Source organism: Acinetobacter sp. ANC 3781, assembly GCF_004331285.1.
Taxonomy (GTDB): Bacteria; Pseudomonadota; Gammaproteobacteria; order Pseudomonadales; family Moraxellaceae; genus Acinetobacter.
Genome location: NZ_SJOH01000011.1, coordinates 96561 through 120311 on the forward strand (window position 1 = coordinate 96561; position 23751 = coordinate 120311).

The 23751-nt window shown below is 39.5% G+C and carries 26 protein-coding genes; 1 reads left to right on the forward strand and 25 read right to left on the reverse strand.

Annotated features, from left to right (window positions below; genetic code table 11):
* Window positions 1–2: 2 nt before the first annotated feature.
* From E0H89_RS09695 to mazG, 8 genes are all read right to left on the reverse strand, one after another.
* Complete coding sequence (locus E0H89_RS09695) at window positions 3–272, reverse strand: HPr family phosphocarrier protein (RefSeq protein ID WP_131216531.1); 270 nt, start codon at window positions 270–272, stop codon at window positions 3–5.
* The gene (gene rapZ / locus E0H89_RS09700; protein ID WP_131216533.1) at window positions 269–1120 is read right to left on the reverse strand and encodes an RNase adapter RapZ; all 852 of its coding nucleotides are present in this window, start codon (window positions 1118–1120) and stop codon (window positions 269–271) included. The genes E0H89_RS09695 and rapZ overlap by 4 nt, the downstream gene beginning before the upstream one ends.
* 24 nt (window positions 1121–1144) lie before the next feature.
* Window positions 1145–1990, reverse strand: coding sequence for a pantoate--beta-alanine ligase (gene panC / locus E0H89_RS09705; protein WP_131216535.1), 846 nt, complete (start codon window positions 1988–1990; stop codon window positions 1145–1147).
* Window positions 1991–1992: 2 nt separating this feature from the next.
* The gene (gene panB, locus E0H89_RS09710; protein ID WP_131216537.1) at window positions 1993–2802 is read right to left on the reverse strand and encodes a 3-methyl-2-oxobutanoate hydroxymethyltransferase; all 810 of its coding nucleotides are present in this window, start codon (window positions 2800–2802) and stop codon (window positions 1993–1995) included.
* 39 nt (window positions 2803–2841) lie between these two features.
* A complete protein-coding gene (folK, locus tag E0H89_RS09715) occupies window positions 2842–3330 on the reverse strand; it encodes a 2-amino-4-hydroxy-6-hydroxymethyldihydropteridine diphosphokinase (RefSeq protein WP_131216539.1) in 489 nt (162 codons plus the stop codon).
* Window positions 3327–4778, reverse strand: coding sequence for a polynucleotide adenylyltransferase PcnB (gene pcnB, locus E0H89_RS09720; RefSeq protein ID WP_131216541.1), 1452 nt, complete (start codon window positions 4776–4778; stop codon window positions 3327–3329). The genes folK and pcnB overlap by 4 nt, the downstream gene beginning before the upstream one ends.
* Before the next feature lie 136 nt (window positions 4779–4914).
* Window positions 4915–5322: a ComEA family DNA-binding protein gene (locus E0H89_RS09725; protein ID WP_131216543.1), complete on the reverse strand. Its 408-nt coding sequence runs from the start codon at window positions 5320–5322 to the stop codon at window positions 4915–4917.
* Between the two features lie 10 nt (window positions 5323–5332).
* Window positions 5333–6094 carry a nucleoside triphosphate pyrophosphohydrolase gene (mazG, locus tag E0H89_RS09730; protein ID WP_131216546.1) on the reverse strand — a complete coding sequence of 254 codons (762 nt, stop codon included), beginning with the start codon at window positions 6092–6094 and terminating at the stop codon, window positions 5333–5335.
* 119 nt (window positions 6095–6213) lie between these two features.
* Between mazG and E0H89_RS09735 the strand changes: the two genes are divergently transcribed.
* Window positions 6214–6987, forward strand: coding sequence for an SDR family oxidoreductase (locus tag E0H89_RS09735; protein ID WP_131216548.1), 774 nt, complete (start codon window positions 6214–6216; stop codon window positions 6985–6987).
* A 74-nt stretch (window positions 6988–7061) separates the two neighbouring features.
* Here E0H89_RS09735 and E0H89_RS09740 read toward each other — a convergent pair whose 3' ends face one another.
* The 17 genes from E0H89_RS09740 to E0H89_RS09820 form a co-directional block, all read right to left on the reverse strand.
* Window positions 7062–7709: a 4'-phosphopantetheinyl transferase family protein gene (locus tag E0H89_RS09740; protein WP_131216551.1), complete on the reverse strand. Its 648-nt coding sequence runs from the start codon at window positions 7707–7709 to the stop codon at window positions 7062–7064.
* A gap of 91 nt (window positions 7710–7800) precedes the next feature.
* On the reverse strand, window positions 7801–9210 hold the full coding sequence (gene der, locus E0H89_RS09745) for a ribosome biogenesis GTPase Der (protein ID WP_131216552.1): 1410 nt from the start codon (window positions 9208–9210) through the stop codon (window positions 7801–7803).
* Between the two features lie 3 nt (window positions 9211–9213).
* Window positions 9214–10362, reverse strand: coding sequence for an outer membrane protein assembly factor BamB (gene bamB, locus E0H89_RS09750; protein ID WP_131216584.1), 1149 nt, complete (start codon window positions 10360–10362; stop codon window positions 9214–9216).
* Window positions 10362–11063 (reverse strand): YfgM family protein, encoded by a 702-nt coding sequence (locus E0H89_RS09755; RefSeq protein ID WP_131216554.1) that lies wholly within the window; start codon window positions 11061–11063, stop codon window positions 10362–10364. Before E0H89_RS09755 ends, bamB begins: the two co-directional genes overlap by 1 nt.
* A gap of 29 nt (window positions 11064–11092) precedes the next feature.
* Window positions 11093–12388 carry a histidine--tRNA ligase gene (gene hisS, locus E0H89_RS09760; RefSeq protein ID WP_131216556.1) on the reverse strand — a complete coding sequence of 432 codons (1296 nt, stop codon included), beginning with the start codon at window positions 12386–12388 and terminating at the stop codon, window positions 11093–11095.
* A gap of 3 nt (window positions 12389–12391) precedes the next feature.
* Window positions 12392–13513, reverse strand: a complete 1122-nt coding sequence (ispG, locus tag E0H89_RS09765) for a flavodoxin-dependent (E)-4-hydroxy-3-methylbut-2-enyl-diphosphate synthase (protein ID WP_131216558.1) — start codon at window positions 13511–13513, stop codon at window positions 12392–12394.
* A gap of 24 nt (window positions 13514–13537) precedes the next feature.
* A complete protein-coding gene (locus E0H89_RS09770; protein ID WP_131216560.1) occupies window positions 13538–14326 on the reverse strand; it encodes a helix-turn-helix domain-containing protein in 789 nt (262 codons plus the stop codon).
* Window positions 14317–15078, reverse strand: a complete 762-nt coding sequence (gene pilW / locus E0H89_RS09775) for a type IV pilus biogenesis/stability protein PilW (RefSeq protein WP_165494041.1) — start codon at window positions 15076–15078, stop codon at window positions 14317–14319. Before pilW ends, E0H89_RS09770 begins: the two co-directional genes overlap by 10 nt.
* A 61-nt stretch (window positions 15079–15139) precedes the next feature.
* A complete protein-coding gene (rlmN, locus tag E0H89_RS09780) occupies window positions 15140–16375 on the reverse strand; it encodes a dual-specificity RNA methyltransferase RlmN (RefSeq protein WP_131216564.1) in 1236 nt (411 codons plus the stop codon).
* A 123-nt stretch (window positions 16376–16498) separates the two neighbouring features.
* The gene (gene ndk, locus E0H89_RS09785; RefSeq protein ID WP_131216566.1) at window positions 16499–16930 is read right to left on the reverse strand and encodes a nucleoside-diphosphate kinase; all 432 of its coding nucleotides are present in this window, start codon (window positions 16928–16930) and stop codon (window positions 16499–16501) included.
* A 109-nt stretch (window positions 16931–17039) separates the two neighbouring features.
* Window positions 17040–17240 carry a Fe-S cluster assembly protein IscX gene (iscX, locus tag E0H89_RS09790; RefSeq protein ID WP_131216568.1) on the reverse strand — a complete coding sequence of 67 codons (201 nt, stop codon included), beginning with the start codon at window positions 17238–17240 and terminating at the stop codon, window positions 17040–17042.
* An 85-nt stretch (window positions 17241–17325) separates the two neighbouring features.
* Entirely contained in the window at window positions 17326–17877 is a 552-nt protein-coding gene (locus E0H89_RS09795) for a phosphatase PAP2 family protein (protein WP_131216570.1), read from the reverse strand.
* Between the two features lie 31 nt (window positions 17878–17908).
* Complete coding sequence (locus E0H89_RS09800; protein ID WP_131216572.1) at window positions 17909–19192, reverse strand: glycosyltransferase family 4 protein; 1284 nt, start codon at window positions 19190–19192, stop codon at window positions 17909–17911.
* Between the two features lie 182 nt (window positions 19193–19374).
* Entirely contained in the window at window positions 19375–19791 is a 417-nt protein-coding gene (locus E0H89_RS09805; protein WP_131216574.1) for a hypothetical protein, read from the reverse strand.
* Between the two features lie 13 nt (window positions 19792–19804).
* Window positions 19805–22135: a fimbria/pilus outer membrane usher protein gene (locus E0H89_RS09810; protein WP_131216576.1), complete on the reverse strand. Its 2331-nt coding sequence runs from the start codon at window positions 22133–22135 to the stop codon at window positions 19805–19807.
* A gap of 20 nt (window positions 22136–22155) precedes the next feature.
* Window positions 22156–22860, reverse strand: a complete 705-nt coding sequence (locus tag E0H89_RS09815) for a fimbrial biogenesis chaperone (RefSeq protein ID WP_131216577.1) — start codon at window positions 22858–22860, stop codon at window positions 22156–22158.
* Window positions 22861–22934: 74 nt separating this feature from the next.
* A complete protein-coding gene (locus E0H89_RS09820) occupies window positions 22935–23465 on the reverse strand; it encodes a hypothetical protein (protein ID WP_131216579.1) in 531 nt (176 codons plus the stop codon).
* Window positions 23466–23751: the final 286 nt, after the last annotated feature.

Consider the following 23751-nt stretch of genomic DNA (forward strand, 5'->3'; position numbering starts at 1 on the left):
GATTAATCTGCCTCGTAAAATTTTGCTGCAAATAGCGCCTGAATTTCAGATAAAGCTTGTTGTTCATCTGCACCTTCAAGCACTAAACGTAAAGTTGTGCCTTTGCCTGCACCGAGCATGAGCAAGGACATAATATTTTTTGCATCGACTAATTTGTCACCTTTACCAATTTGAATCGATGAACGAAATTTGGTGGTAACTTCAATTAGCTTTCCAGATGCACGCGCATGTAAACCTAGTTTATTAATTACGTCAACAGTTGTGTCAATCATGACCAGTGCTTCATTTCCCTGTGTAAGACCTGAATAGACCATTTTGCCTCAAGAGCTTTTTTGAGTCTATCCACTATATATACTGAACGGTGCTGCCCTCCGGTACATCCAATCGACACTGTCATATAGTGACGATGTCCCTCTGCGAAGACAGGCAACCATTTATCTAAAAAATGATAAATATCTTCGAACATTTCATTGGTTTGTTCACTTTGCAGCAAAAATTGTTGCACAGGTAAATCCAAACCTGAATATTTGCGTAATTCCAGCTCCCAATGCGGATTAGGCAAATGACGTACGTCAAACACATAATCGGCATCCAGTGGAATACCGTGCTTATAACCAAAAGACTGCAAAATTAAAATGAGGTTATCGGATTGTCCAAGTTTAGACAACAAAGTATGCTTCAGATCATGCACACTTTTATCCGTAGTATCAATATGTACCGTTGAACGTAATTGTATCGGAAGCAATAAGGTTTTTTCTTCCTGAATACACTGATTCAAACTTTTAAAACGACTGGACAAAGGATGAGGGCGACGCGAAGCACTAAAACGGGAAATCAATTGTTGATCTTGGGTGGTCAGATAAATGATATCGACTGAACCATGGGTTTGCAGTTGTTCAAACACATGATCAAACTCTTGTAAGTCCGCGCGAGTGCTGCGTACATCTACACCTAAAGCCAATTGTTCTAAATTATTTTCACTGTCCAGTTTAGCAACAATTTCCGGCAGCAGTGCCAATGGCAAATTATCAATACAGTAATATCCCAAATCTTCAAGCACCTGCAATGCAGATGATTTCCCTGATCCGGATTGTCCTGTAACGATTAAAATACGCTTCATGGCAAGGCTGTCCTTAACTAAATTTTAAGCAGTATACTTAACTTGCAAGTTATCAATCAGTCGGGTTGTACCTAATTTTGCCGCGACAAACAAAACCACATCCTGATTAAATGCTTCTATTTGCTGTAATTCCAGAGTACGTGCTTCCACATAATCCACAATAAAACCGGCTTGTGTCAACTTTTGCTTAATATTTTCCAACACTTCCGTTAGCTCAATACCGCTTTGAAGTTCTTGTTCAGCAGCTTTTAAACTTTGGTAAATAGTCGGTGCAATCTGACGATGTTCTTGACTTAAATATCCATTACGCGAACTCAGTGCCAGACCATCTTCAGCACGGGTAATCGGTACGCCAATCACTTCCAATGGAATATTTAAATCACGTACAAACTGACGAATCACCGCCAATTGCTGATAATCTTTTTGTCCAAAGAATGCAAAATTTGGTTGCACCATATTAAACAGTTTAGTCACAACAACGGCTACGCCATCAAAATGACCCGGACGCTGTAAACCACACAAATCATTGGTGATTTCAGAGACACTAATATTGGTTAAACGGGGTTTATTACCATACATTTGCTCAACGCTTGGCGCAAAAACAATATCGCAGCCTACCTCTGCCAACAAACGGCTATCCTGTTCCAAAGTACGCGGATAATTTTCAAAATCTTCATTTGGACCGAACTGAATTGGATTGACAAAAACACTGACCACCACTACATCACATAATTTACGCGCTTCACGTACAAGGTTTAAATGACCTTCGTGTAAATTACCCATGGTTGGAACAAAACCAATAATTTTTCGTGCCGATCGAGCTGGACTAAGTGAAGCCGTTAATCCTTGAATGGTGGTTTCTGTTTTCATGTTTACAGCTCGACTTGAAAAGTGTGTTCTTTGGCAGGGAAAGAACCCTCTTGTACTGCAGCATGGTAGGCTTTAAAAGCATCCAAAATTGCAGTTTCCCCCGCTTGTTCTTTCATAAAATTACGTACAAATTTAGCCACACGACCAAAGGTCAGCCCAAGCATATCTTGAACCACAAGTACTTGACCATCAGTATCTGCGCCTGCCCCAATCCCAATTACAGGAATATGCGGGAACAGTTCAGCAATTTCTTTACCCAATTGTGCAGGTACACATTCTAATAATAATAATGCAGCACCCGCTTCAACCACGGCTTTACAATCTGCAATTAATTGATCCGCGGCTTCACGAGTACGAGCTTGTAATTTATAACCACCAAAGACATGTACGGATTGAGGCGTTAAACCTAAATGGACGCACACAGGGATACCATTTCGGGTCAAAACAGTGACAGTTTCACTTAGCCAGGCCCCGCCTTCCATTTTGACCATTTGTGCGCCCGACTGCATGACGGTTTTTGAGCTAAGTAAGGCATCATCTAAAGTAGCATAACTCATAAATGGCAAATCAGTCATAATAAAGGCATGCTGATTACCACGACGTACCGCTGCAGTATGGTAAGCCATATCTTCTACAGTAACCGGCAGAGTGGAATCACGCCCTTGAATCGACATCCCTAAAGAATCACCAATTAAAATACTGTCGACTTCGGCAATTTCCATCGCTTTTGCCATGCTTGCATCATAACAAGTCAAACAAGAAAATTTGCGTCCATCAGTTTTAAATTTTCTTAAGTCGCTGAGACTAATCATCAAGATATTCCTCTAACCCATGCTTTCCACATGTCTAAATTAAATATTTGACCAAGTTTCATCATCCAAAACAGACACTGTCGGATGTTGAACCACGGGTAAATTTTTTAATCGTTGTGCTTTAATTTGTATATTTACATCTAAATCTAACAAGGGTATGACCACAAAATCACGTTCGAACAGTCCCACGTGTGGAACAGTTAAACGATCATTTTGAATGTGTTCTTGGCCATAGATCAATAAATCCAGATCCAAGGTACGCTCGCCCCAACGGCGTAAACGTACCCGACCCGACTCTTGTTCAAAACGTTGCAACTCATCCAATAAGACCAAAGGCGCTAAATCAGTTTCTAGCTGCGCCACCGCATTTAAATAATTCGGCTGATCTTGGGGGCCCATTGGTGGACTTTGATATAATCTGGATGTTTTCACGGTTCCAAGTGTTGCCAGTTTTTGCACAGCTTCAAGCAAAATCTGGCGTGAATCACCCAAATTGCTACCTAAGCCAATATAGGTGACTGTGGTCATTGTGTCGGCCCAAAAACAACGTGATTTAAATCACGTTTTACCCGTTTACGTTTTAGAATTGGATGGTCATATGCAATCTCTGAGCCACCTGCAGAAACTGTTTGAACAGGTCTGTCAGGTCTGGTTCTGCTCTTGCGCTCACGGCGACGTGGTTCAGGTTCGTTGACCAACGGTTCAATTTCTACAGAGACGGATTTAGGTTCAATTGTATCTTCTGTTGCAGCTTTACGACGACTTTTTGCACGTTGACGATTATATTGACTAATGGCACGTTCTTTTTCATCGGTACTCATTAACTGATATGAATCCCACCACATGCCCATACCTTGGGTAGTGTTATCCCCTGACTTTTCGCGAAGTAGCAGAAAATCGAAACCGGCACGGAAACGTGCATGGGATGATAAAGCTTGGATTTGTTGTGGTTTTGGATTCAGCAAACGAGTTTGCATTTCCCAAACTTCACGAATAAAGGTTTCTGCAAAACGTGGGATGATGGTACGGGTGGCCTGACGTTTTAATACATCCAGACCCGCTTGTGCACGTGCTTCTGCAGCAACCACACCTTTACTGAGATAAAATTCGCAACGCTCTAAAAAGGGTTTCCACAGCAACACCGCATAGAAAAATGCAGGATTAATGGTTTTACCAATTTGAATACGCTGGTCGGTATTGATGGCAGCGTGTTCGATAAATGTGGAAATTTCTGGCCGGATATCAGCAAACAACTGACGCCAGATATCAAAATCAATCAGCATCGGCAGCACGCGATTCAAATGCCCCATGGTGAACAATTTCTGCGACTCGTCATACAAACGATGCGGAGAAATATCACGCAGCAACTGGGTCATTTCCGGAGTGAAAATCTCTAAAATTTCAGGTGCAATACTGAAATTTAATTTTGCCGCGAAACGCAAAGTACGCAGCATACGCACTGGATCTTCTTCAAAACGTAAAGTCGGATCGCCCAATAAGCGTAAAGTTTTATTTTCAATATCATCAATTGCATTACAAAAATCGAGCACGATCCCTTTACGCGGTTGGTAATACATCGCATTAATGGAAAAATCACGGCGGGCAAAATCTTGCTCAATCGTGCCCCAATTATTGTCACGTAAAATCATGCCTGAAGCAGAAGTGACTGCTTTTTTAGGCGGTGCACGGAATGTCGCAACTTCGATCAGTTCTCGGCCTGAATAGACATGAGCAAGCTCAAAACGTCGTCCAATGATACGACAACGCCGTCCGAAAACTTCTTTCACTTGCGCCGGTGTTGCATCGGTGACTGCGTCAAAATCTTTAGGATTAAGACCCAACATTAAGTCACGGACACCACCACCGACGATATAAGCTTCAAAGCCTGCCTTATTTAAGGCATCGATAACATCTAATATGGAAGAAGGTAATTGAGCGGTTGATAAACCACATTTTGACGCGCGCAAAGTTTGCAAAAGACGCTGTCTCCTACGTCTGAACGTAAAATATCTAAGATGACGCTAATCATATATCTAACACAATCAAAGGGCAATTTGATTATCTCGATGCTAAATATATTGTTTGTCCCTTGTTGACTGCTTGAGCCACGAATTATAAGGCTAATCGATCTTTATTCTTGGCAAATAAAGCCGGTCCAATCCCCTTGACCTGCTGTAATTCCTCAATGTTTTTAAATTTTCCATTTTTTTGACGATAGGCAATAATTGCTTCCGCTTTTTTTACACCGACCCCGGACAACTCTTGTAGCTGTTGCAGGTTGGCTTGGTTCAAACTTATTTTAGACCCCGTAGATGCCTGTAAGGCAGGTTTCGCCAAATAGTAATTTTTTGGCGGAGATACATGCGGTATTTTTAAGCGAGCATCTTCGGCTTCCTGCTCAGCCTTCCATTTTAAGTATTGCTGGTCAAATTGCTGAGCATAACCAGTCGTTCCACTTAGCACTGACATCAATGTGCCAAGATAAAAAATGGCATTCAGGATCTGTATTATTTTTTTCATTCTAGGCCTTTTATTTTAATTGTTGTTTTGCCTGCTCCCAGAGTCGATCCATTTCTTCTAAAGACAGCTTCTCAATTTTTTTATGTTGTTGCTGAGCGTGATCTTCAATGAAAGCAAAACGTGTTCTAAATTTATGAATGGTGCTTAAAAGCGCCATTTCACTGGAAAGTCCCAGTTTACGTCCAACATTGATAAGTGAAAATAAACAATCACCAAATTCATCGAGTATTTCGTCGGAATTCTGATTGTGGATAGCCTGCTGTAATTCAGCCAACTCTTCATTCAGCTTGCCATAAGCACCTGCTACATCAGGAAAGTCAAAGCCAATTTGTGCTGCATTTTTTTGAATTTCATGCGCTTGCTGAATTGCAGGTCCATGTTTGATGTCATCTAAACGGGATTGGGCTTTGCCCTGTTTTTCTTTTTGTTTAATTTTTTTCCAAAGTACCGCCACATCATCAGAACTAAGTTGTGAAAATTGCTCTGCCTGAAATACATGTGGATGACGACGAATTAACTTTTCAGTAATCGCATTTACCACATCATTAAAATCAAAGGCCCCAACTTCACTATACATTTGCGACTGAAAAACCACTTGCAGGAGCAAGTCACCGAGTTCATCTCGTATCTCGTTTGTATTTCCTTCCCTGACCGCTGCTTCTACCTCATACGCTTCTTCGATGGCGTATTTGGTCAGGCTTTGTGGTGTTTGCTGTTGATCCCATGGACATTTTTCACGTAACTCACGCATTATTGCTAATAATTTATCCATGTTTTCATCACTCCAGTCATTTTGAAAAAATTCGTTTTTCGCAGTCAATATTTGTTATGCTCAAGCTAAAATCGCTAACAATTAAGCGCTACAAAAACAAAACTGAAAGAGAAAAATATATGCACAGTATCTTTATTAGTGGTGCAGCACAAGGAATTGGGGCCGCAATTGCAACACTGTTTTATCAACATGGTTATAAAGTCGGCATCTATGATATCAATGTCGTTCAAGCGCAAAAACTTGCCCAGCGCCTGGGAATAAATGCTAAAGCTGGTCTACTTGATGTTTGTCATTATGAACAATGGCAACAGGCTTTAAATGAATTTCAGGCTTGGGCAGGAGAAATTAATATATTAGTTAATAATGCCGGTATTCTCTATTCAGGGGCTTTTGAGCAGACCGATATTGCAGCGCATCAACGAACTTTCAATATCAACGTTAACGGGGTTTTAAATGGTTGCCATGCTGCTTTACCTTTTCTAAGACAGGCATCTTTTGCACGTGTGATTAATCTATCCTCTGCTTCCGCCATTTATGGACAACCTGATTTAGTCTCGTATTCAGCCAGTAAGTTTGCGGTTCGCGGTATTACCGAAGGCCTAGATATTGAATGGCAGAAATATGGTATTCGGGTTCTGGATGTCATGCCCTTATTTGTTCAAACCGCTATGGTTAAAGATATGGATGCAGGCAGCATTCAAAATATGGGAGTACATTTAACTGCTGAAGATGTCGCACAGACAATTTACACACGTGTGCAAGCGAAAGATTCTGTATTTACCAAAACCCATGAACCAGTGGGGTTCAAGACCAAAATTATGTTTAATTTGTCTAAAGTCAGTCCGCAGTTTGTAAACCGGATCAGTACAATGTTTTTAGCCACAAGAAAATAATTCAATAAAAAAGAGCCTGATGATCAGGCTCTTTAAAGCACTCAATGCTTCATCAATTTTATTTAAAAAATTCTTTAAGAGGGAAAAATTATTTTAATTTCGGGAAAAGCAAAACCTTTACAGGAGGATTCTGAACGCCACGCAACCGTTAACATGGCATGACCTAAATTGAAATTTTGATAGGCAAATGTTCCGATTGAAGGATGACTGCATAATCCTCCATCATAAATAGGATGCACCCGAGTTTCTAATTCATTTAAATTTAGATGTATACCCAAGCCAGATGCTTTTAATACCGCTTCCTTAGTCGTCCAGACTTTAAACCAATACTCACGATCTTGTTCCAGTTCGTTCCAGTATCGTAATTCATTGGGGTGAAAAGCGTGTACTGCCAAAGCCTCAAAGCGTACTTTCCGATCTAAATCCTCAAGATCCACACCTAAATCTGGCATATGAGAGCTGGTGGCTAAAGCATAATTTTTTTGGCTATGGCTATGATTAAAATAAAACTGGGGGAATTTAATTAAATATGGTTTGCCATGTTCATTGGTAGCAAAATCTTCTTGCTGAATGGTGACGTGTAACTGTTGCGAGAGCAATTGATTTCGATAATGATAGATAGCCTGTTTTTGCTGCTGAATTCTGGTCTTGCGATCCAATTCTTTAGCTAGAGGGACAATACGCTCAATTTTATCGACCGCTATTTGTATTGCTCTGGTCACGTGTACCACCTTATCCCAAAATATAATGACATCTTAAAACAAAAAAGCCCAAAGTAAACTTCAGGCTTTTATCAGCATCGACAAAAATCAATTAACGCTTAAATTTCTTTTCAGCCTTTTTAAACTTCTGCACATAACGACGTTTACGTGCTGCCACGCGTTCGTCCATTTGTGTCTTGCGGCCTTCAAACGGATTTTCAGAGGTTTTAAAGTCAATACGAACCGGTGTGCCTTCAAGTTTATAGACGCGACGGAATACATTTTCCAAATAACGACGATAATCCGCAGGTGTTTTATCGACCTTGTTACCATGCACAATAATCGTTGGTGGATTCTGACCACCCATGTGGGCATAACGCATTTTAATACGTTTACCGCTAATCATTGGCGGTTGATGCGCTTCGGTTGCATCATTCAGAATCTGGGTTAATTTCGCAGGCGAAACTTTCAAATGTGAAGAATCAAAGGCACGGTGAATGGACGGATATAGCTCACCGACACCAGTCCCATGCAATGCTGAAATCAAATGCACTTTGGCCCATGGAATAAAGTCAAAACGACGATCGACATCAAGCTTACATTGCTTGCGGTCGTACTCCGTCATGTTATCCCATTTGTTAATCGCAATCACCATTGCCCGGCCTGCTTCTAAAGCATAGCCAATCAAATGTAGATCTTGTTCAACCACGCCTTCACGCGCATCCAATACCACAACCACAACGTGAGCGTCCTTAATGGCTTGTAAAGTTTTCACAATTGAGAATTTCTCAACCATTTCATCTACTTTACCTTTACGACGTACACCCGCAGTATCAATCAGGGTGTATTTCTGCTCATTTCGCTCATATGGAATATAAATAGAATCACGCGTAGTACCCGGCATGTCATAAACCACAACACGCTCTTCACCGAGTAAACGGTTGACCAAAGTCGATTTGCCGACGTTTGGACGACCAATCACAGCTAAGCGTAGACCGGTGTTCTGGTCATGCAATTCAGGATCTTCATCCTCAGGAACATCTGCAAGCACATCTTCCAGCATTTGAGCCACACCACGACCGTGGCTTGCTGCAACATGCAACGGTTCACCAAAGCCCAGTTGATAAAACTCAACTACCGCAGCTTCGGCATGTACGCCGTCAACTTTGTTTGCAACCAAGTAAACTTTTTTCCCTAGAGTACGAAGTTCACGTGCAATCTGTTCATCTGACGCTAGTAATCCCGCACGCGCATCAACAACAAAAACAATAATATCGGCTTCATTGATGGCTGTTTTTGATTGCTCAGCCATATATGAATCGATACCTGCCTCACTTTCACCGATACCGCCTGTATCGACTACAATGAAGGATTTATTTTGGAATACTGCATCGCCATATTTGCGGTCACGAGTAAGACCTGCAAAATCAGCAACGAGTGCATCACGACTCTTGGTAATCTGGTTAAATAACGTTGATTTACCGACGTTCGGACGTCCAATTAGCGCAATTACGGGTTTCATAAATTAACGGTTCTGCCAAACGCTTAACGCGCCCTTTCTGGTGGAGACATATAGTTGTCCATCAATTTCGCGTAGTGAACGTACTTCACCACTTGTTTTTGATCGACCAATGATTTGCCCGGAAGTTGGATCGATTAAGTGTAATACACCATCTAAATCACCAACCACAAGGTCTTGTCCGAGAACAACAGGATTACTGAGCTGACGATTGAGCAAACTATCGTTTTGCCATAATTGCTCACCTGTTGTGAGTGCATAAGCAGTAATTTTGCCATCTGCCTGTGCAACAAAAACGGTATTATTCATTACTTCTGGACGTTGAATACTGCTTGCATCTTCACTCCACACCACTTGTTGTGAAGTTAGATCTGTAACAGTAACTTGTCCTTGGAAACTGGTCGTTACAAGAAACTGCCCTGCAACGACTGGATCGCCATCAATATCATTGAGGCGTTGAATATCTGAACGGCCCTCGCTTACTGCGACACGGCGCTGCATACGCGGTACACCACTGATGATATCCAGGGCATAAACATAAGCATTGGATGAAGCAATCAATACCGTACGCGGATCGAGTGCAACCGGTGATGCCATTCCACGTAAGCTAAATTGTACATTAGGAAGGTTATATGTCCAAACTTGCTGACCAGTGGCAAGATCATGCGCATAAACAGTGCCGTCATTACTGACAGTAATCACACGACCTGATTGAATCAATGAAGCAGATAAAATGGCACCCGACAACTGGGCAGTCCACTTTTGCTCGCCTGTCGCCTGATCTAAAGCAAACAGTTGACCTTTGTGATTGCCCACAACCACTGTGCCTTCGCCCGCCTCTACACCAGAGCTTAAACCCTGTTTAGAAACTTTTTTCTCCCAGATGCGCTGCTTACCTTGATAAGCTGCCACTTCACCTTTTGGATCTAATGCAAAGATTACACCGTTATCCGCATCTAAACGTAGACGTAATGGATCCGCTGTCGAGGTTGATGAAACACTTTGAGAAAATACTGGAACAAGACTTTTGGCTTGGACCAATTTAGGTAATGGATTCGGTTTGGCTTCTTCCACTTTAATTTTATTCGTTGAACAGCCAACCAATGCAAATGTTAAAATTGTCAGCGCAAACGGTATTTTGTATTTTCTATCCATCATGACTCATCCACTTGTGTTTCTAAAATTGGTCGTTCTACCTCAGGATCATCAACTAAAACGCCAACACTTTCGAGTTTAATTTGTAAAATTTGACGTTCTTGCTGACGTTCAACCAGCGCATCCCATGCACTCTTGTACGACTTTTTAGCATTTTCTATATCATTTTTAGCCACGTACACATCACCCAGCGCTTCATCAGCAGTCGCTTTAAAAGCTGGATCGTTTACTGCCGCTAATGTCTTTAATGCCTCATTATATTTCTTTTGGGCAAGTTGAGCATAACCCAGGCGCAGCTTAACCAGCTGAACCAAGCCTGCATCATCCAGCTTGGAATTTTCAACTTTTTTTAATGCTCTTTCTGCATGCGCATAATCTGCTTTGTCATACGCAAGTTTAGCCATTAGCAATTGCGTTTGAATAGCTTGAGCAGAATCGGGCGCTTCTTTTACAATTTTATCTGCAGTTGCAGATAAGGCATTAAATGCATTTTCATTGCCTTGCGCATTTTTAGCATCATCCATCAACTGTTGAACCTTGGCTGTTTCCATTTGAGATTCAGCCAGGTTTTTCTTCTGCCAATATTCCCATCCGAAAAAGGCAATCAACGCAATTAAAATCCCACTAATCATGGCAGAACCATATTTCTTAGTGAAAGATTTCAAGCTATCAAGTTGTTCTTCATCACTCAATGCGTTCATGTGATTACCTTTTCCTTATGTTTTTAAGCTTATTTTGAAGAAAATTTTTCAATGAAGAATGGCACAATATTCGCCACAACAACATCAGTTTGCTCAGCGGTCGCCAATTCTTTCACAGTTAATTGCTGCGCTTCCCACTCACGTTCACCTGCAATCACGGCAAAAAGAGCGCCTGATTGATCCGCTTTTTTCATTTGAGATTTCATCGAACCTTGTGAACCTACTTTCAGACGAATATTGCTATTTGCCGCTTCCAGCTGGTCACGAATTTGTTCTGCAAGTACTAAGGCTTTACCTTGTGATGCAGGATCCGACAACAAGAATACTTCACAATCACGTACAGGTGTATTGTCTTCAACTTGTTCAAGTAAAAGAAGTAAACGCTCAATCCCCATCGCAAATCCAACTGCAGGTACAGACTGATCCGCCTTACCTTTCAATTGACCTACCAGACCATCATAACGGCCACCGGCACATACCGTTCCTTGTGAACCCAAATGTGTGGTTGTCCATTCAAAGACAGTTTTGTTGTAGTAATCCAGACCACGGACCAGTTTCTGGTTAATTACAAATTCCACTCCTGCATCAGTTAAATACTGCTGCAATTGAGCAAAGTGAGCCAAAGTTTCTTCACCCATAAAGTCGTGAAGTTTTGGTGCATTCTCAAGAATTTTTTGAGTCCCTGCATCTTTAGAATCGAGAATACGTAGTGGGTTGGTTTCTAAACGACGTTGTGAATCTTCGTCTAAATCGCTTTTGTGCGATTCCAAGAAATCTACCAATGCAGCACGATATGCAGCACGCTCATCAGACTCACCTAGAGTATTCAATTCAAGCTGAACCTTGTCGGCAACTCCCATGCGTTTCCACAAACGTGCAGTCATCAAAATCAATTCTGCTTCCATATCCGGTGTAGCCACACCAAATGTTTCCACACCAAATTGATGGAACTGACGGTAACGGCCTTTTTGTGGCTTTTCATAACGGAACATTGGTCCGACATACCACACACGAGGTGTCGCACCGCGAAGCAAATTATGTTCGAGCATGGCACGTACACAGCCTGCAGTCCCTTCAGGACGCAAAGTCAAAGACTCAGGTGGATTACCCTTATCCAGGAAGGTGTACATTTCTTTTTCAACAATATCCGTCGCATCACCAATTGAACGTTTGAACAGATTGGTCTGTTCAACAATCGGCAAACGGATTTGCTGGTAGCCATAAGCATCCATAAGTGATGCTAAATGTTGCTCAAGACGTCTCCACGCAGCAGTTTGCTTTGGGAGAATGTCATTAAAACCTTTGATTGCGACAATTGAACTCATGATCTACTCAGAAAAACCTGTGCGAATAATCTCTTTAGATTTAGCTTTTTCAAGCTCTAGAACGCGTTGACGAACCATCGTTTCGATTTCATCAACCAGTTGATTGGTATCGATTAAATGGCTTTTCTCGCCATTACGATATACCAGTGAACGCGGACTTGCACCTACAACGCCAATATCGGCTTCTTTGGCTTCGCCCGGACCATTCACCTTACACCCGATCACCGATACATCCATGGGGGTACGAATATCTTCTAAACGCTCTTCCAGTGATTGCATCACTTTAATCACGTTAAATTCCTGGCGCGAACAGCTTGGGCAGGCAATAAAGTTAATCCCGTTAGAACGAAGCCCCAATGATTTCAAGATATCAAAACCAATTTTCACTTCTTCTTCAGGTTCAGCCGCCAAGGAAATACGCATGGTATCGCCAATGCCTTCCATTAATAAACCACCCAGAGCAATCGCTGATTTCACTGAACCGGTACGGTAAATACCGGCTTCAGTGACACCCAAATGCAGGGGATTATCAATTTGCGCTGACAATAAACGGTAGGCATCCATGGTTAAAAACACATTCGATGCTTTTACCGAAATTTTGAATTCATGGAAATCCAAACGGTCTAAAATATCGATATGACGCATCGCAGATTCAAGCAAGGCCTGACCTGTCGGCTCACCATATTTTTTCTGTATATCTTTTTCTAGCGAACCGGCATTCACACCTATTCGCATTGAAATATCGTTATGTCTTGCCGCAGCAACCACTTCACGAATTTTTGCTTCCGAACCAATATTGCCCGGATTAATACGTAAGCAATCTGCACCGGCATCGGCCACAGCCAAAGCGATTTTATAATCGAAATGAATATCGGCAACCAAGGGTACTTTGACTTGCTTACGGATTTCACCGAATGCTGCTGCTGCTTCCATTGAAGGTACAGAAACACGCATAATGTCCGCACCGATATCAGCACAGCGCTGAATTTGTGCAACAGTTGCCGCAACATCACAGGTTTCGGTATTGGTCATACTCTGGATGCTAATCGGTGCATCACCACCTACATAGACGGAACCAACACGAATTTTGCGAGTGGAACGGCGCTTAATCGGATTTTCAATCATTAATATCGCTCTTCTCTTTACCCATTAACGTGACAAACGGAAGTCTGCCTTGCCATTCACTGTATAAGGTGACAACGCAATCTTTTCATTATTCAAGGTTAAGGTTACAGCTGATGCATCATCAAGACGAATTTGGAACGGTGTTTCACCATTCAATTTCACTGTTGATGCCTGACGACCTGTTGCCAGGACTTTACCGGTTGAGTCTACAATATGAACCGAGGTTGGACGGCTAAAGTCAAGTTCCAGCTGATCACCGGATACAGCCGTTGAATTGTCTAAATTCAACACTTCCACATCGGATTTTGCTGGGGCAATTTCTTGGCTATCATCTTTATTTGATGACATGTTTTGCACAGCCATCACAGCAACAGCGATAGCAAACAGCACCACTAAAGCAATGATAATACGTTTTAACCATTTCTTATTACGATCACTATTCGAACCAGGCAATTTACCCATGATTTTAATCGGTGAATTGTTTAAGGCATGGTTAGGCAGTAATCCTGTATCATTTTGATAAATCTCATCAAAACGCTGAATAATTGACGTTGCATCGACCTTTAGATATTTCGCATAAATACGGTAGTAACCTTTAATAAAGGTCGCTTCAGGCAAAGCTTTATAATCATCTTGTTCTAAAGCTGTCAAAGTTTTCACTTGCATGTTCAAATCTTTGGCAGCGTCATTTAATTCACGCTTTTGTGCAATTCGAATTTGACGTAAGTACTCACCTGGACGCTGAACATTTCCTAATGCATTGGGTACTACGCTTGAACCATTTGATTGCTGTGAATTAGGATTTACTTCCATACGGCCTCAGTACTGTACTGTAATTGCAGATAACGTTGGTATTCTGGACTTTCCGGAAAAAGCGCACGTAATTGATTAACAAGCGCCTGCATTCCCATCGTGTCGCTATTTGCCCGTGCATTTCGGATACCAATCCAGAGCGCACGCGCACCTTGATTCTTTTGACCTACACCACGCACGAACTGTTCATACAATTGTGTTGCAGCAGCGGTCTGCTGTTTCAAATAAAAAATTTCGGACAACTCTAACATTGAAATATAGGAATCACGATTGACTTGTAGGGCCTGTTTGAATGATTTTTCAGCATTCGACATGTCACCTAGTTTTAAATAAATTCGCCCTACATTTTCCAGTGCTTTATAGCGTTGATCATAGCCCAATGTAGTACCGGCTACATTGAGCTGCTCAATCGCGTCATTATAACGCTCAATTTGATACAAATAAGTACCGTAGTTGTTACGCGCCTGGGCATTTTTGGGATCAGCAGAAATCGCACGTTTAAAATATGCATCTGCTTTATCCATACTGACTTTACTGCCTTCTTGTTGCAGTAAAATTCCCATCATCATATTCGCAGCGGAATCTCGGGAATTCATTTCAAGCGCCTGGTCTAAAGTACGCTTTGCAGAATCCAGATCACCCGATTTAATATATTCTGCAGCCAATTGAGTACGAACTTTAACTGCTTTTTCTGGATCTTTCTTCACCATTGTCGTCGGTGATTGACAAGCAGTGATAAAAATAGCAGACATACAAATCGTTGTAATAAAAGCTAATTTATATGTGGGCTTTCTCAATTGGCGTCCCCTTTTATTATCCTTGAGAGCGCATAATCTCATTACTTTGCGCAATTTTCTTTTTCCACTGTTCCGCACGACGTGTACGGTCGGCCACTTGACCCACGAGCTGTCCACATGCTGCATCGATATCATCACCACGCGTCTGACGAATCGTACACACAAAACCGGCATCAGACAAAGTTTTTTGGAAAGAAATAATGCGGTTACGGCTTGAGCGACCGTATGGTGCATGCGGGAACGGATTAAACGGAATTAAATTAATTTTACTTGGTAAATTTTTGAGTAACTTAATCATTTGCTGCGCATGTTCAGGGTGATCATTCACTCCATCCAGCATTACATATTCAATGGTCACATGTTTACGTGAACTTTCATTGCCATCTTTGCCAATATACCGCTGACATGCGGCAATCAATTGCTCCAATGGATATTTTTTATTAATTGGAACCAATTCGTTACGCAGTTCATCATTTGGCGCATGTAAAGAAATGGCGAGTGCCACATCAATATCTTTCGTCAATTGGTCAATCTTCGGTACCACACCTGAGGTCGATAAAGTCACACGGCGTTTAGACATACCATACGCAAAATCATCCAGCATGATGCGCATTGAACTCAGAACAGCATCGTAGTTCAATAAGGGTTCGCCCATACCCATCATGACCACATTGGTCACTGAACGCTCACGTTCTAATACAGGTACATCTTCCATATAAGAATAGTTTGCCATCCACAACTGACCAATAATTTCAGCTGGGGTTAAATCGCGTTGGAAGCCTTGTTTACCGGTTGAGCAGAATGAACAATCCAGCGCACAGCCCACTTGTGAAGAAATACACAAAGTACGGCGTAAACCACTGCGATGTTCAGCAGGAATCAGTACAGTTTCGACCAGTGAACCTTCGCCTTCACCGACACGGAATACCCACTTACGAGTACCGTCTTTCGAATAATTTTTATGCACCACTTCAGGCGCTTCAATGACACAAATCTTTTCCAACTTTTCACGCAGTTTGCCAGAAATATTGGTCATTTCGGCAAAATCAGTCACGAAAAACTGGTGAATCCACTTCATCACCTGTCCAGCACGGAACTTCTTCTCACCCATATCTTCGAAGAATTTTTCCAGTTGCGGACGTGACATGCCGAGTAAGTTCACTTTTTCCACGGCATTTTGCTGTGTCGGAGTGGATAGAGATGGTTGCTGTTCAGCTGAAATTGCAGAGACAGCGACGACTTCAGTACTCATGTGTAATTACCTAAACCATGTCTAAAGATGAAAGGAGAAGCTCAATAATCGAGCAAAGTATTATTCAGAGAATAAAAAAACCAGATAAGTATAATAACACTTATCTGGCTTGAATACTTCGAATTAACGAGTACGTGGGCAGATCTCAGTTTGAGCGAAGAAGTAGTTAACTTCACGATCAGCAGATGCAACTGAGTCAGAACCGTGAGCAGCATTTTCATCGATGCTTACAGCGAAATCTGCACGAATAGTACCAGGAGCAGCTTCTTTAGGGTTAGTTGCGCCCAAGATGTCGCGGTGAGCAAGAACAGCGTTTTCGCCTTCAAGAACAGATACTACAACCGGACCAGAAGTCATGAACGCAACGAGGTCACCGAAGAAACCACGTTCTTTATGCTCAGCGTAAAAGCCTTCAGCTTCAGCTTGAGTAAGGTGTTTCATTTTAGTCGCAACGATTTTAAGACCAGCTTTTTCGAAACGAGCAAAGATATCACCAACGTTGTTTTTGCCAACAGCATCTGGTTTAACGATAGATAAAGTACGTTCAATAGCCATGATTGGCTCCTTATGTCAATTTGACGAGAAAATTTTGCCGCATTATACCGAGATAATCAGCAAGTATCAGCTTTTGATATGTAAAAAGTTGCTTTTTTCAATTTACTGATTAACGAACTTCATCAATCCACGCCATTTGAATCCCTTCCAACAAGCCTTCTGTCGATTTTTGCGGGTCATCCTTAAAGTTTGGCAAGGCACAAACCCATGCATGTAAGTCTGTAAAGCGAATCCATTGTGGATCGACCTCGGGATGTGCTTCAGAAAGTTCAATGGCAAGATCAATGGTGTCAGTCCAACGTAAACCCATGGGTATTCCTAAGCGCTAAATAAATGTCCTACTTTAACAAATTCCTAAAATCGAGAGATAGTTTTTCGATTCTTAAAAGACATTTTTATAACACGATATTTAATAATGGCGCAGTGAAAATGATACCAGTTGCGACCAACACCCCAATTAGTGCACCCACAATCACATCACTTGGATAATGTAATCCTAAAACCATACGGGATATTGCAACCAAAAACGTAAAAGGCAACATTAAAACCAATAACATCGGCTGAATATAGCCCATCACTATACTCGCCATGACAGCATGTAAGGTATGTCCAGACGGGAAACTAAAGTGATCTAGCGGTTGCTCTTGCAATAGAACCACTTGATGAACTTGGTAAGGACGGGGGCGTGTGGTTTTTTGTTTTAAGATTTTGTAAATTGCAGTTCCTATAGATCCACTGATCAGGATATATAGCAACTGCTCAATATAGAATTTATCTTCCAATACCCACAGACTGGCCAACATCAGGCACCAAAACAAACCATTGCCAAGACGACTAATGATCTTAAAAAAATGGGCAACCGTATGTGAATGTGAAAAATGATTCAGATACATACATCCTTTTAAGTCGAGATCTAACATCGTTATTATTGCTTTTTTTAATTTCATGATGATTCTCCTTTAAGCTTCTGCTTTAAATTCAGGATGTCATTTTTATCTCTCTAGCAACACCATACAGTGCCTGCTCGAACTGCCGGACCGGATGCTGCCATCCTACATTTAACACTGTTTCGCGGGCTTGAATTCCCATAATTTTCAACTGTTGATTATTCGGTAAGTGATGAATTGACTGAATCAGTTTATCTATTTGCCCTAAAGGACTTAACCAACCAGTTTCACCATTTTTCACATGCAAATGCGCACTGGCATAATCATAAGCAATCACAGGCAAACCACTGGCCATCGCCTCAAGTACCACATTACCAAAGGTTTCAACTTGGCTAGCAAATACAAAAACATTGGCACTTGCATAGGCCTGCGCTAAATTTAACCCGGTTAAATTCCCCATAAAAATGACATCATGACCTTCACAGAGCACTTCCAGACGACTTCGATCTGGTCCATCCCCTACAATCACAAGTTTTATATTCTGTTGGGATGTTTGCTTCATTGCTATATAGGCATTCACCACTACCTCAACCTCCTTCTCGGGAGATAACCGTCCTACATAGAGCATGACCCTAGTCTCTGAAGTAGCCTTCCACTGTTGACGTAAAGCATCTGAGCTATGGTCTGGAGAAAAGCATGCAACATCCACGCCACGCCCAACAATAGCCAAAGGACAACGAACACCAAACTTTCTTAAAATATATTCCGTATCTTTACTGGGAATACATGTCAGTTGTGTATTGTTATGAAACCAACGTAAATAGTGCTGGATAGGCTTAACTAAAAAAGCCAAATCGAAGAAGCGACTAAATTCTTGAAAAGGTGAATGGAAACCACTTGAAACAGGAATTCCTTTGGTTTTTGCAGTTTGTAAAACACTTAAACCCAAAGGTCCTTCGGTAACAATATGCACAACGTCCGGTACAAATTCATCCAGCGCATGTGATACTTTTAAAAATTGTGGCCAACCAAATTGAAGATGAGGATACTTAGGAATAGATTGCGCTTTGACTAGACACTCCTTAGTCGGTAAGAAGTCGTAACATGCCTGTTGTTGCTCTGGCCGAATCAATAAAATTTTATGACCTTGTTTTTGCAGACCTTTACATAATTGTAATAAAGAGAGGGCCACTCCGTTAATTTCTGGAGGCCAAGTTTCAGTGACAACCGCTATTTTTAGACGTGGACGAACCAGGTCATTTAAAACTTGGCTGTCGCTATAAATAACGTCTTGTTTTTTTTGCTTAAAATAAAATTGAAAACTTTCTGGAAAATCTTGTTGTTTTAGTAGACTAGTCGCATACGAATTTGTCATACAACACCTATGTCATTATTTTAAACTTAGCTTAGATGCTGTTTCTTTCAGTTTGATGATAATAAGACCTCAAATTTAATAATTAATATGTTTCTTTATTGAACTTATCTGTTTCCATGAAAAAAATACTCCCTACTCTAAGATAACTTTATAGGCCTTTACTAACATATTCCCCTGCCTACCTAATATATAAGACTGACATATAAACTATCCTTATAAAGCCCTGCTGGCGTAGAGGCAGTGGGTTGTTCAGCCAATTGCACAAGCACGACAAATTTAGTTTGATCGGTTGCGGGTTGTGAGATAGGGGTATTCCATCTTGAAGATGTTGCACCCGAAATAAACATTTGTGTTCTTATTTTACGATTTCGGTCACTAACCAGATAGCTATTTCCAGCAGGACTGGTTAAATTTCGAGAACTGAATTTAATCGCATAATTCCTATCACATGCCACTGAAAATGATGTAGCTGCCTGACTTAAGTAAGAGGAACTTAGTTGAAGTTGTGATGCTGTGGCTTTTTCAATCTGACATCGGCCAGCATAACTAAGGTTATTAAAACACATGGCTAATATAAGTAGACCTAATTTAAATTTCATTTTATTTCTCCATTTATTTGCAATTAAGATTTACCACCTTATCCGCCGTATTTGGATTCTCAGTAACCATTAACTGTGCCGAACAGGTTTTTGAATCATTTGTTTTTATTTTTACATTATAAGTTTTAGGAATTAAGCCATACAAAGTAACCGTACCGTCTGATGAAATTGGATATACCTCCCCTCCATCATTATCAATATGTAATTCAGAACCCGCTATAAATATTTTATTATTAATATCCAAAGGACGGACTGTAACTTGTTTTGCATGGAAAACCGGAAAATTAATAATATAGCCGCGCTGATTAAAGGCGGTAAGCTTTTTACTTAAGTATGGAATTTTATCCTCTATCGGCAACTGATTTTGATCAAATCCAATATCGTAATTCACATAAGGAATAATATCATGAATAAATGCATAGCCTTTTTTATTGGTTTTATTTACTACTGATAACGAGCGTAAAATATCAACATCTTCATAATCACCCACACTCACAATAGAAAAAGCATTATCTACAAGTTTTGTAAAGCTTAAACTATTTTGCAACCAAACCATTCCCCCACGATAATTTAATTGTGATTCCCCATCATGCTCACCTTCTATATGATAAAAATTTAAATCACCAACATTGGTTTTTAGTCGGCCTTTCAGATTATAAAAATTCTCTTCATTTCTCCGATTTACCCCTGCTTCATATTCAAAACCAACTTGACTAGCATTACTTTTAACAAATTGTAATTTAGTATTATCATCTGTTGCATGACTAAAATAAATGGCCTTATTATCATCAAAACTATAACTAAAAGTTAATATAGCACTGGCATCTCTCTCTTCACCAAATGAATTATAATAACTCAACCCGAGTGTCGCTTTTCTACCCAAACGTCGATTAAAACCTATACTAAATGTTTTACGATCTTCCTGTAAAAAAGTGAAATTATCTTCAGTAATTATTGATCCTTTATGATAATTTTGCTCTGCATAATTAAAGAAAATATTTTCTAAGACAGGCACATTACTCATTCCACCATAAATTAAATGCTCAAATTTAGGATAAACAGATACCCCATTTAGATCATCCCCTAAAAATTTAAAATTTCTTTCTGTATATTTTGAACTAGCACCTAATGAAAATCTACCAAAGTCCTTACTGGCTGATAACCCATATGAATAATTAAATTGATTATCATGATGTGATGCCTGAACTATACTATCCAATACAACATAATGACTAATAGCTTGAGTCCACATTAACCCCAAGTTTTGTATTTTATCACTGTAGAGAAAATTAGAACCCAGCGTCGTTACATTTGATAAACCGCGCCTATAATAGAAATTAGAAAAAAAATCACGGTAATCATCACTTTTAATATTATAATTGTAACGTAACTTACCTAATGAAATATTATATTCACTTAAATCAGGACGCAATAAACGGTTTGTGACTAATATAGGAAAACTTTGGACACTTCTATTTCCTAAAACATCTTCGACAACAATTTGTGCATTTCCGGCTTGTTGAATTTGCGCACCGGTCTGAAGATTAAATTCACCTGGACTGACCTTTTGACTATAAATACTTACACCATTAATATATAAATCAACGGTTGATGGAAGACGAGCACTTCCTTGTAGCGCAGGAGTATTCCAATAAATAAAATTTGGTCTTTCTGTATAATTAGTCCCCCAACTCAAACCCGCAAACCGTAATGAATTAATAAGTGGATTAAATACAGTGGTAGTATCACCCAATGTAAGACGTGTCATGTTACTGGGAATTTCAAAATCAATATTTGTACTTAATCGATTAAAAAACTCACCTGCTGGTGTATTTTGATAAGCAACTGAATTTCTAAAAATCCAATAATCTTTAAAAATTCCTAAATCAGCCAAACCATTGTACGAATTATCTATTTCACCATCCATACGATTGTTTAAATAGGTTAAATCATAATTTATAAAACCTCCGAAACTTGCTTTTTCTGGTACCGTATTCGTCTCTAATATATTTGAAGAAGATGTAAAAAGTGTAGAAGGTATTGTTAGTTTAATAGCCTGAATGGAACTATCAAATTGAGATTGAATAGAGTCACCTGAAACCAAACAAAAATTATTTCGGGATGTTAATCGCAATAAGTTATTTATATTAATATTTCGGTTTGATAACTCATTGCATTCAACATAAAATTGCTCATTATATTTCAACAAAACTATATCGGCATTGTGATCTAAATCATTGATCCATAAGTTCGCAAAACTTTCTTCTAAATTATTTTCACTTGCATTAACATTAAAAATGAGAAATATATTTATTAATATTAAGACCCCTTGGTTTGATTTCATAGAAATCCCCTAAATAAAAATTATTCCATAAATTTAAGTTCTATCATTTCATTTGATTTATCTGTCTGTAATTTAACATAATAATTATTAGGATCTTGTATTTTCAACCCCTTCAGGTCATAAGAAAGGCTTTTATTAGCAAGTGCATAGCCCAATGTCTCACTTTTAAAAATTTCTTTTTTATTCGAGTCAATAATTTTCAAATTGGCAATTTGAATATGGGAGTTTGCCTTATTCAATACAATCAACTTATCATTTTCAATATTAAATTTTAATTTAATATCATCTTGTTTCCCAATAAACAAAGGTAAATTAAAATTAAGTAAAAAAGTAATCGATGATTCTTTTACAGTTTGAGGTATTTCTTCTACCAAAACTCGCCAAGTACCCTCTTGCTTACCGGCCAATATAGATTGCGTAGGACGATTAAATCCGATCCGAATGACCTGTTTTCCATTTGGTTGCAGGATAAAACTTCTAGGATTAATAATTAATGCATCTTCTGGCTCCAATACATCTTCCCCCTTCTTATTCTGATCCCATTTAAATGCTTTTACTTCAAAAAGTTTTTTTTCAGTTTCATTTATAGATTCAAGGGTTAAAGTCGTAGTTTTTTGCTTAGCATCATTCAATATATACATTTGAACAGGGTCTATTGAAACATCTGCCTGCACACCCGATATAAAAAAAATAAAAGTGGTTAAAAACATACTTATATTTTTCATTTAATTATATCCTTATTATTTTTTATAATAAAAACCTAACCCAACATTTTCGTCAGGCTAGGTTCATTTTACTATTAATAGTAAGCTTTAATCAGGTATTTATCATTATAAATACCTGCTTTTTGTGAAGCACTTACTGCTGCATTAGTTACTTTAAGAGTAAATACGTCAGTAGCTTCACCCGCATGATTGGAATTACCTAAACCAACAGCAGCTACCTGACCTGATTTAGTAGTAATAATCGTAGTAGAAACTTTCGCAGTTGGATCTGATTCATGTTTTACAAAGGTGGTATTACTAGTACCAGCATTCGCTGTTTGTAAATTTAAAACATAAGGAGTATTTGTTGTGATTGAATAGTTAGTAGTCTGAGTTCCTCCTGCAGCACTAAGCACTATTCCTTGACCACCAGTAACAACACATTTTTTCTTAATATCCAGTGTGATTGGAATTTCTTTTTCACAGCCTAAAGTATTACACTTACTCCAATCCACAGGAGGTTTAGGATTGTAACCACCCCTTGCTGCATCATCTTCTGCAAAAACTGCTGTTGAACAAGCACCGAGTACCAATGCTGCTAATGCAGCCTGAGTCATTTTATTCATTTTTTTCTCCATTTCTTTTTTAAAAGAATGTATATGCATAGTAGTTTTAACAGTTACGTTTGTAACTCTTTTTATTATGAGTAAGGTTACGTAACCGTAGAGTTATCTTATTACTTTTAATTTAAAAATATTAAAAAGCATTATTATTCACAATATATTTTTAATTTTTTAGTTATCATCATAAATATATCTAAAACCCTATTTTCATTAAGTTTTATTTTATAAAATATTGAGATACAATTTTAATTTGTTTCTAATCATGTCTAAAATAATTAGCAAAAAATAT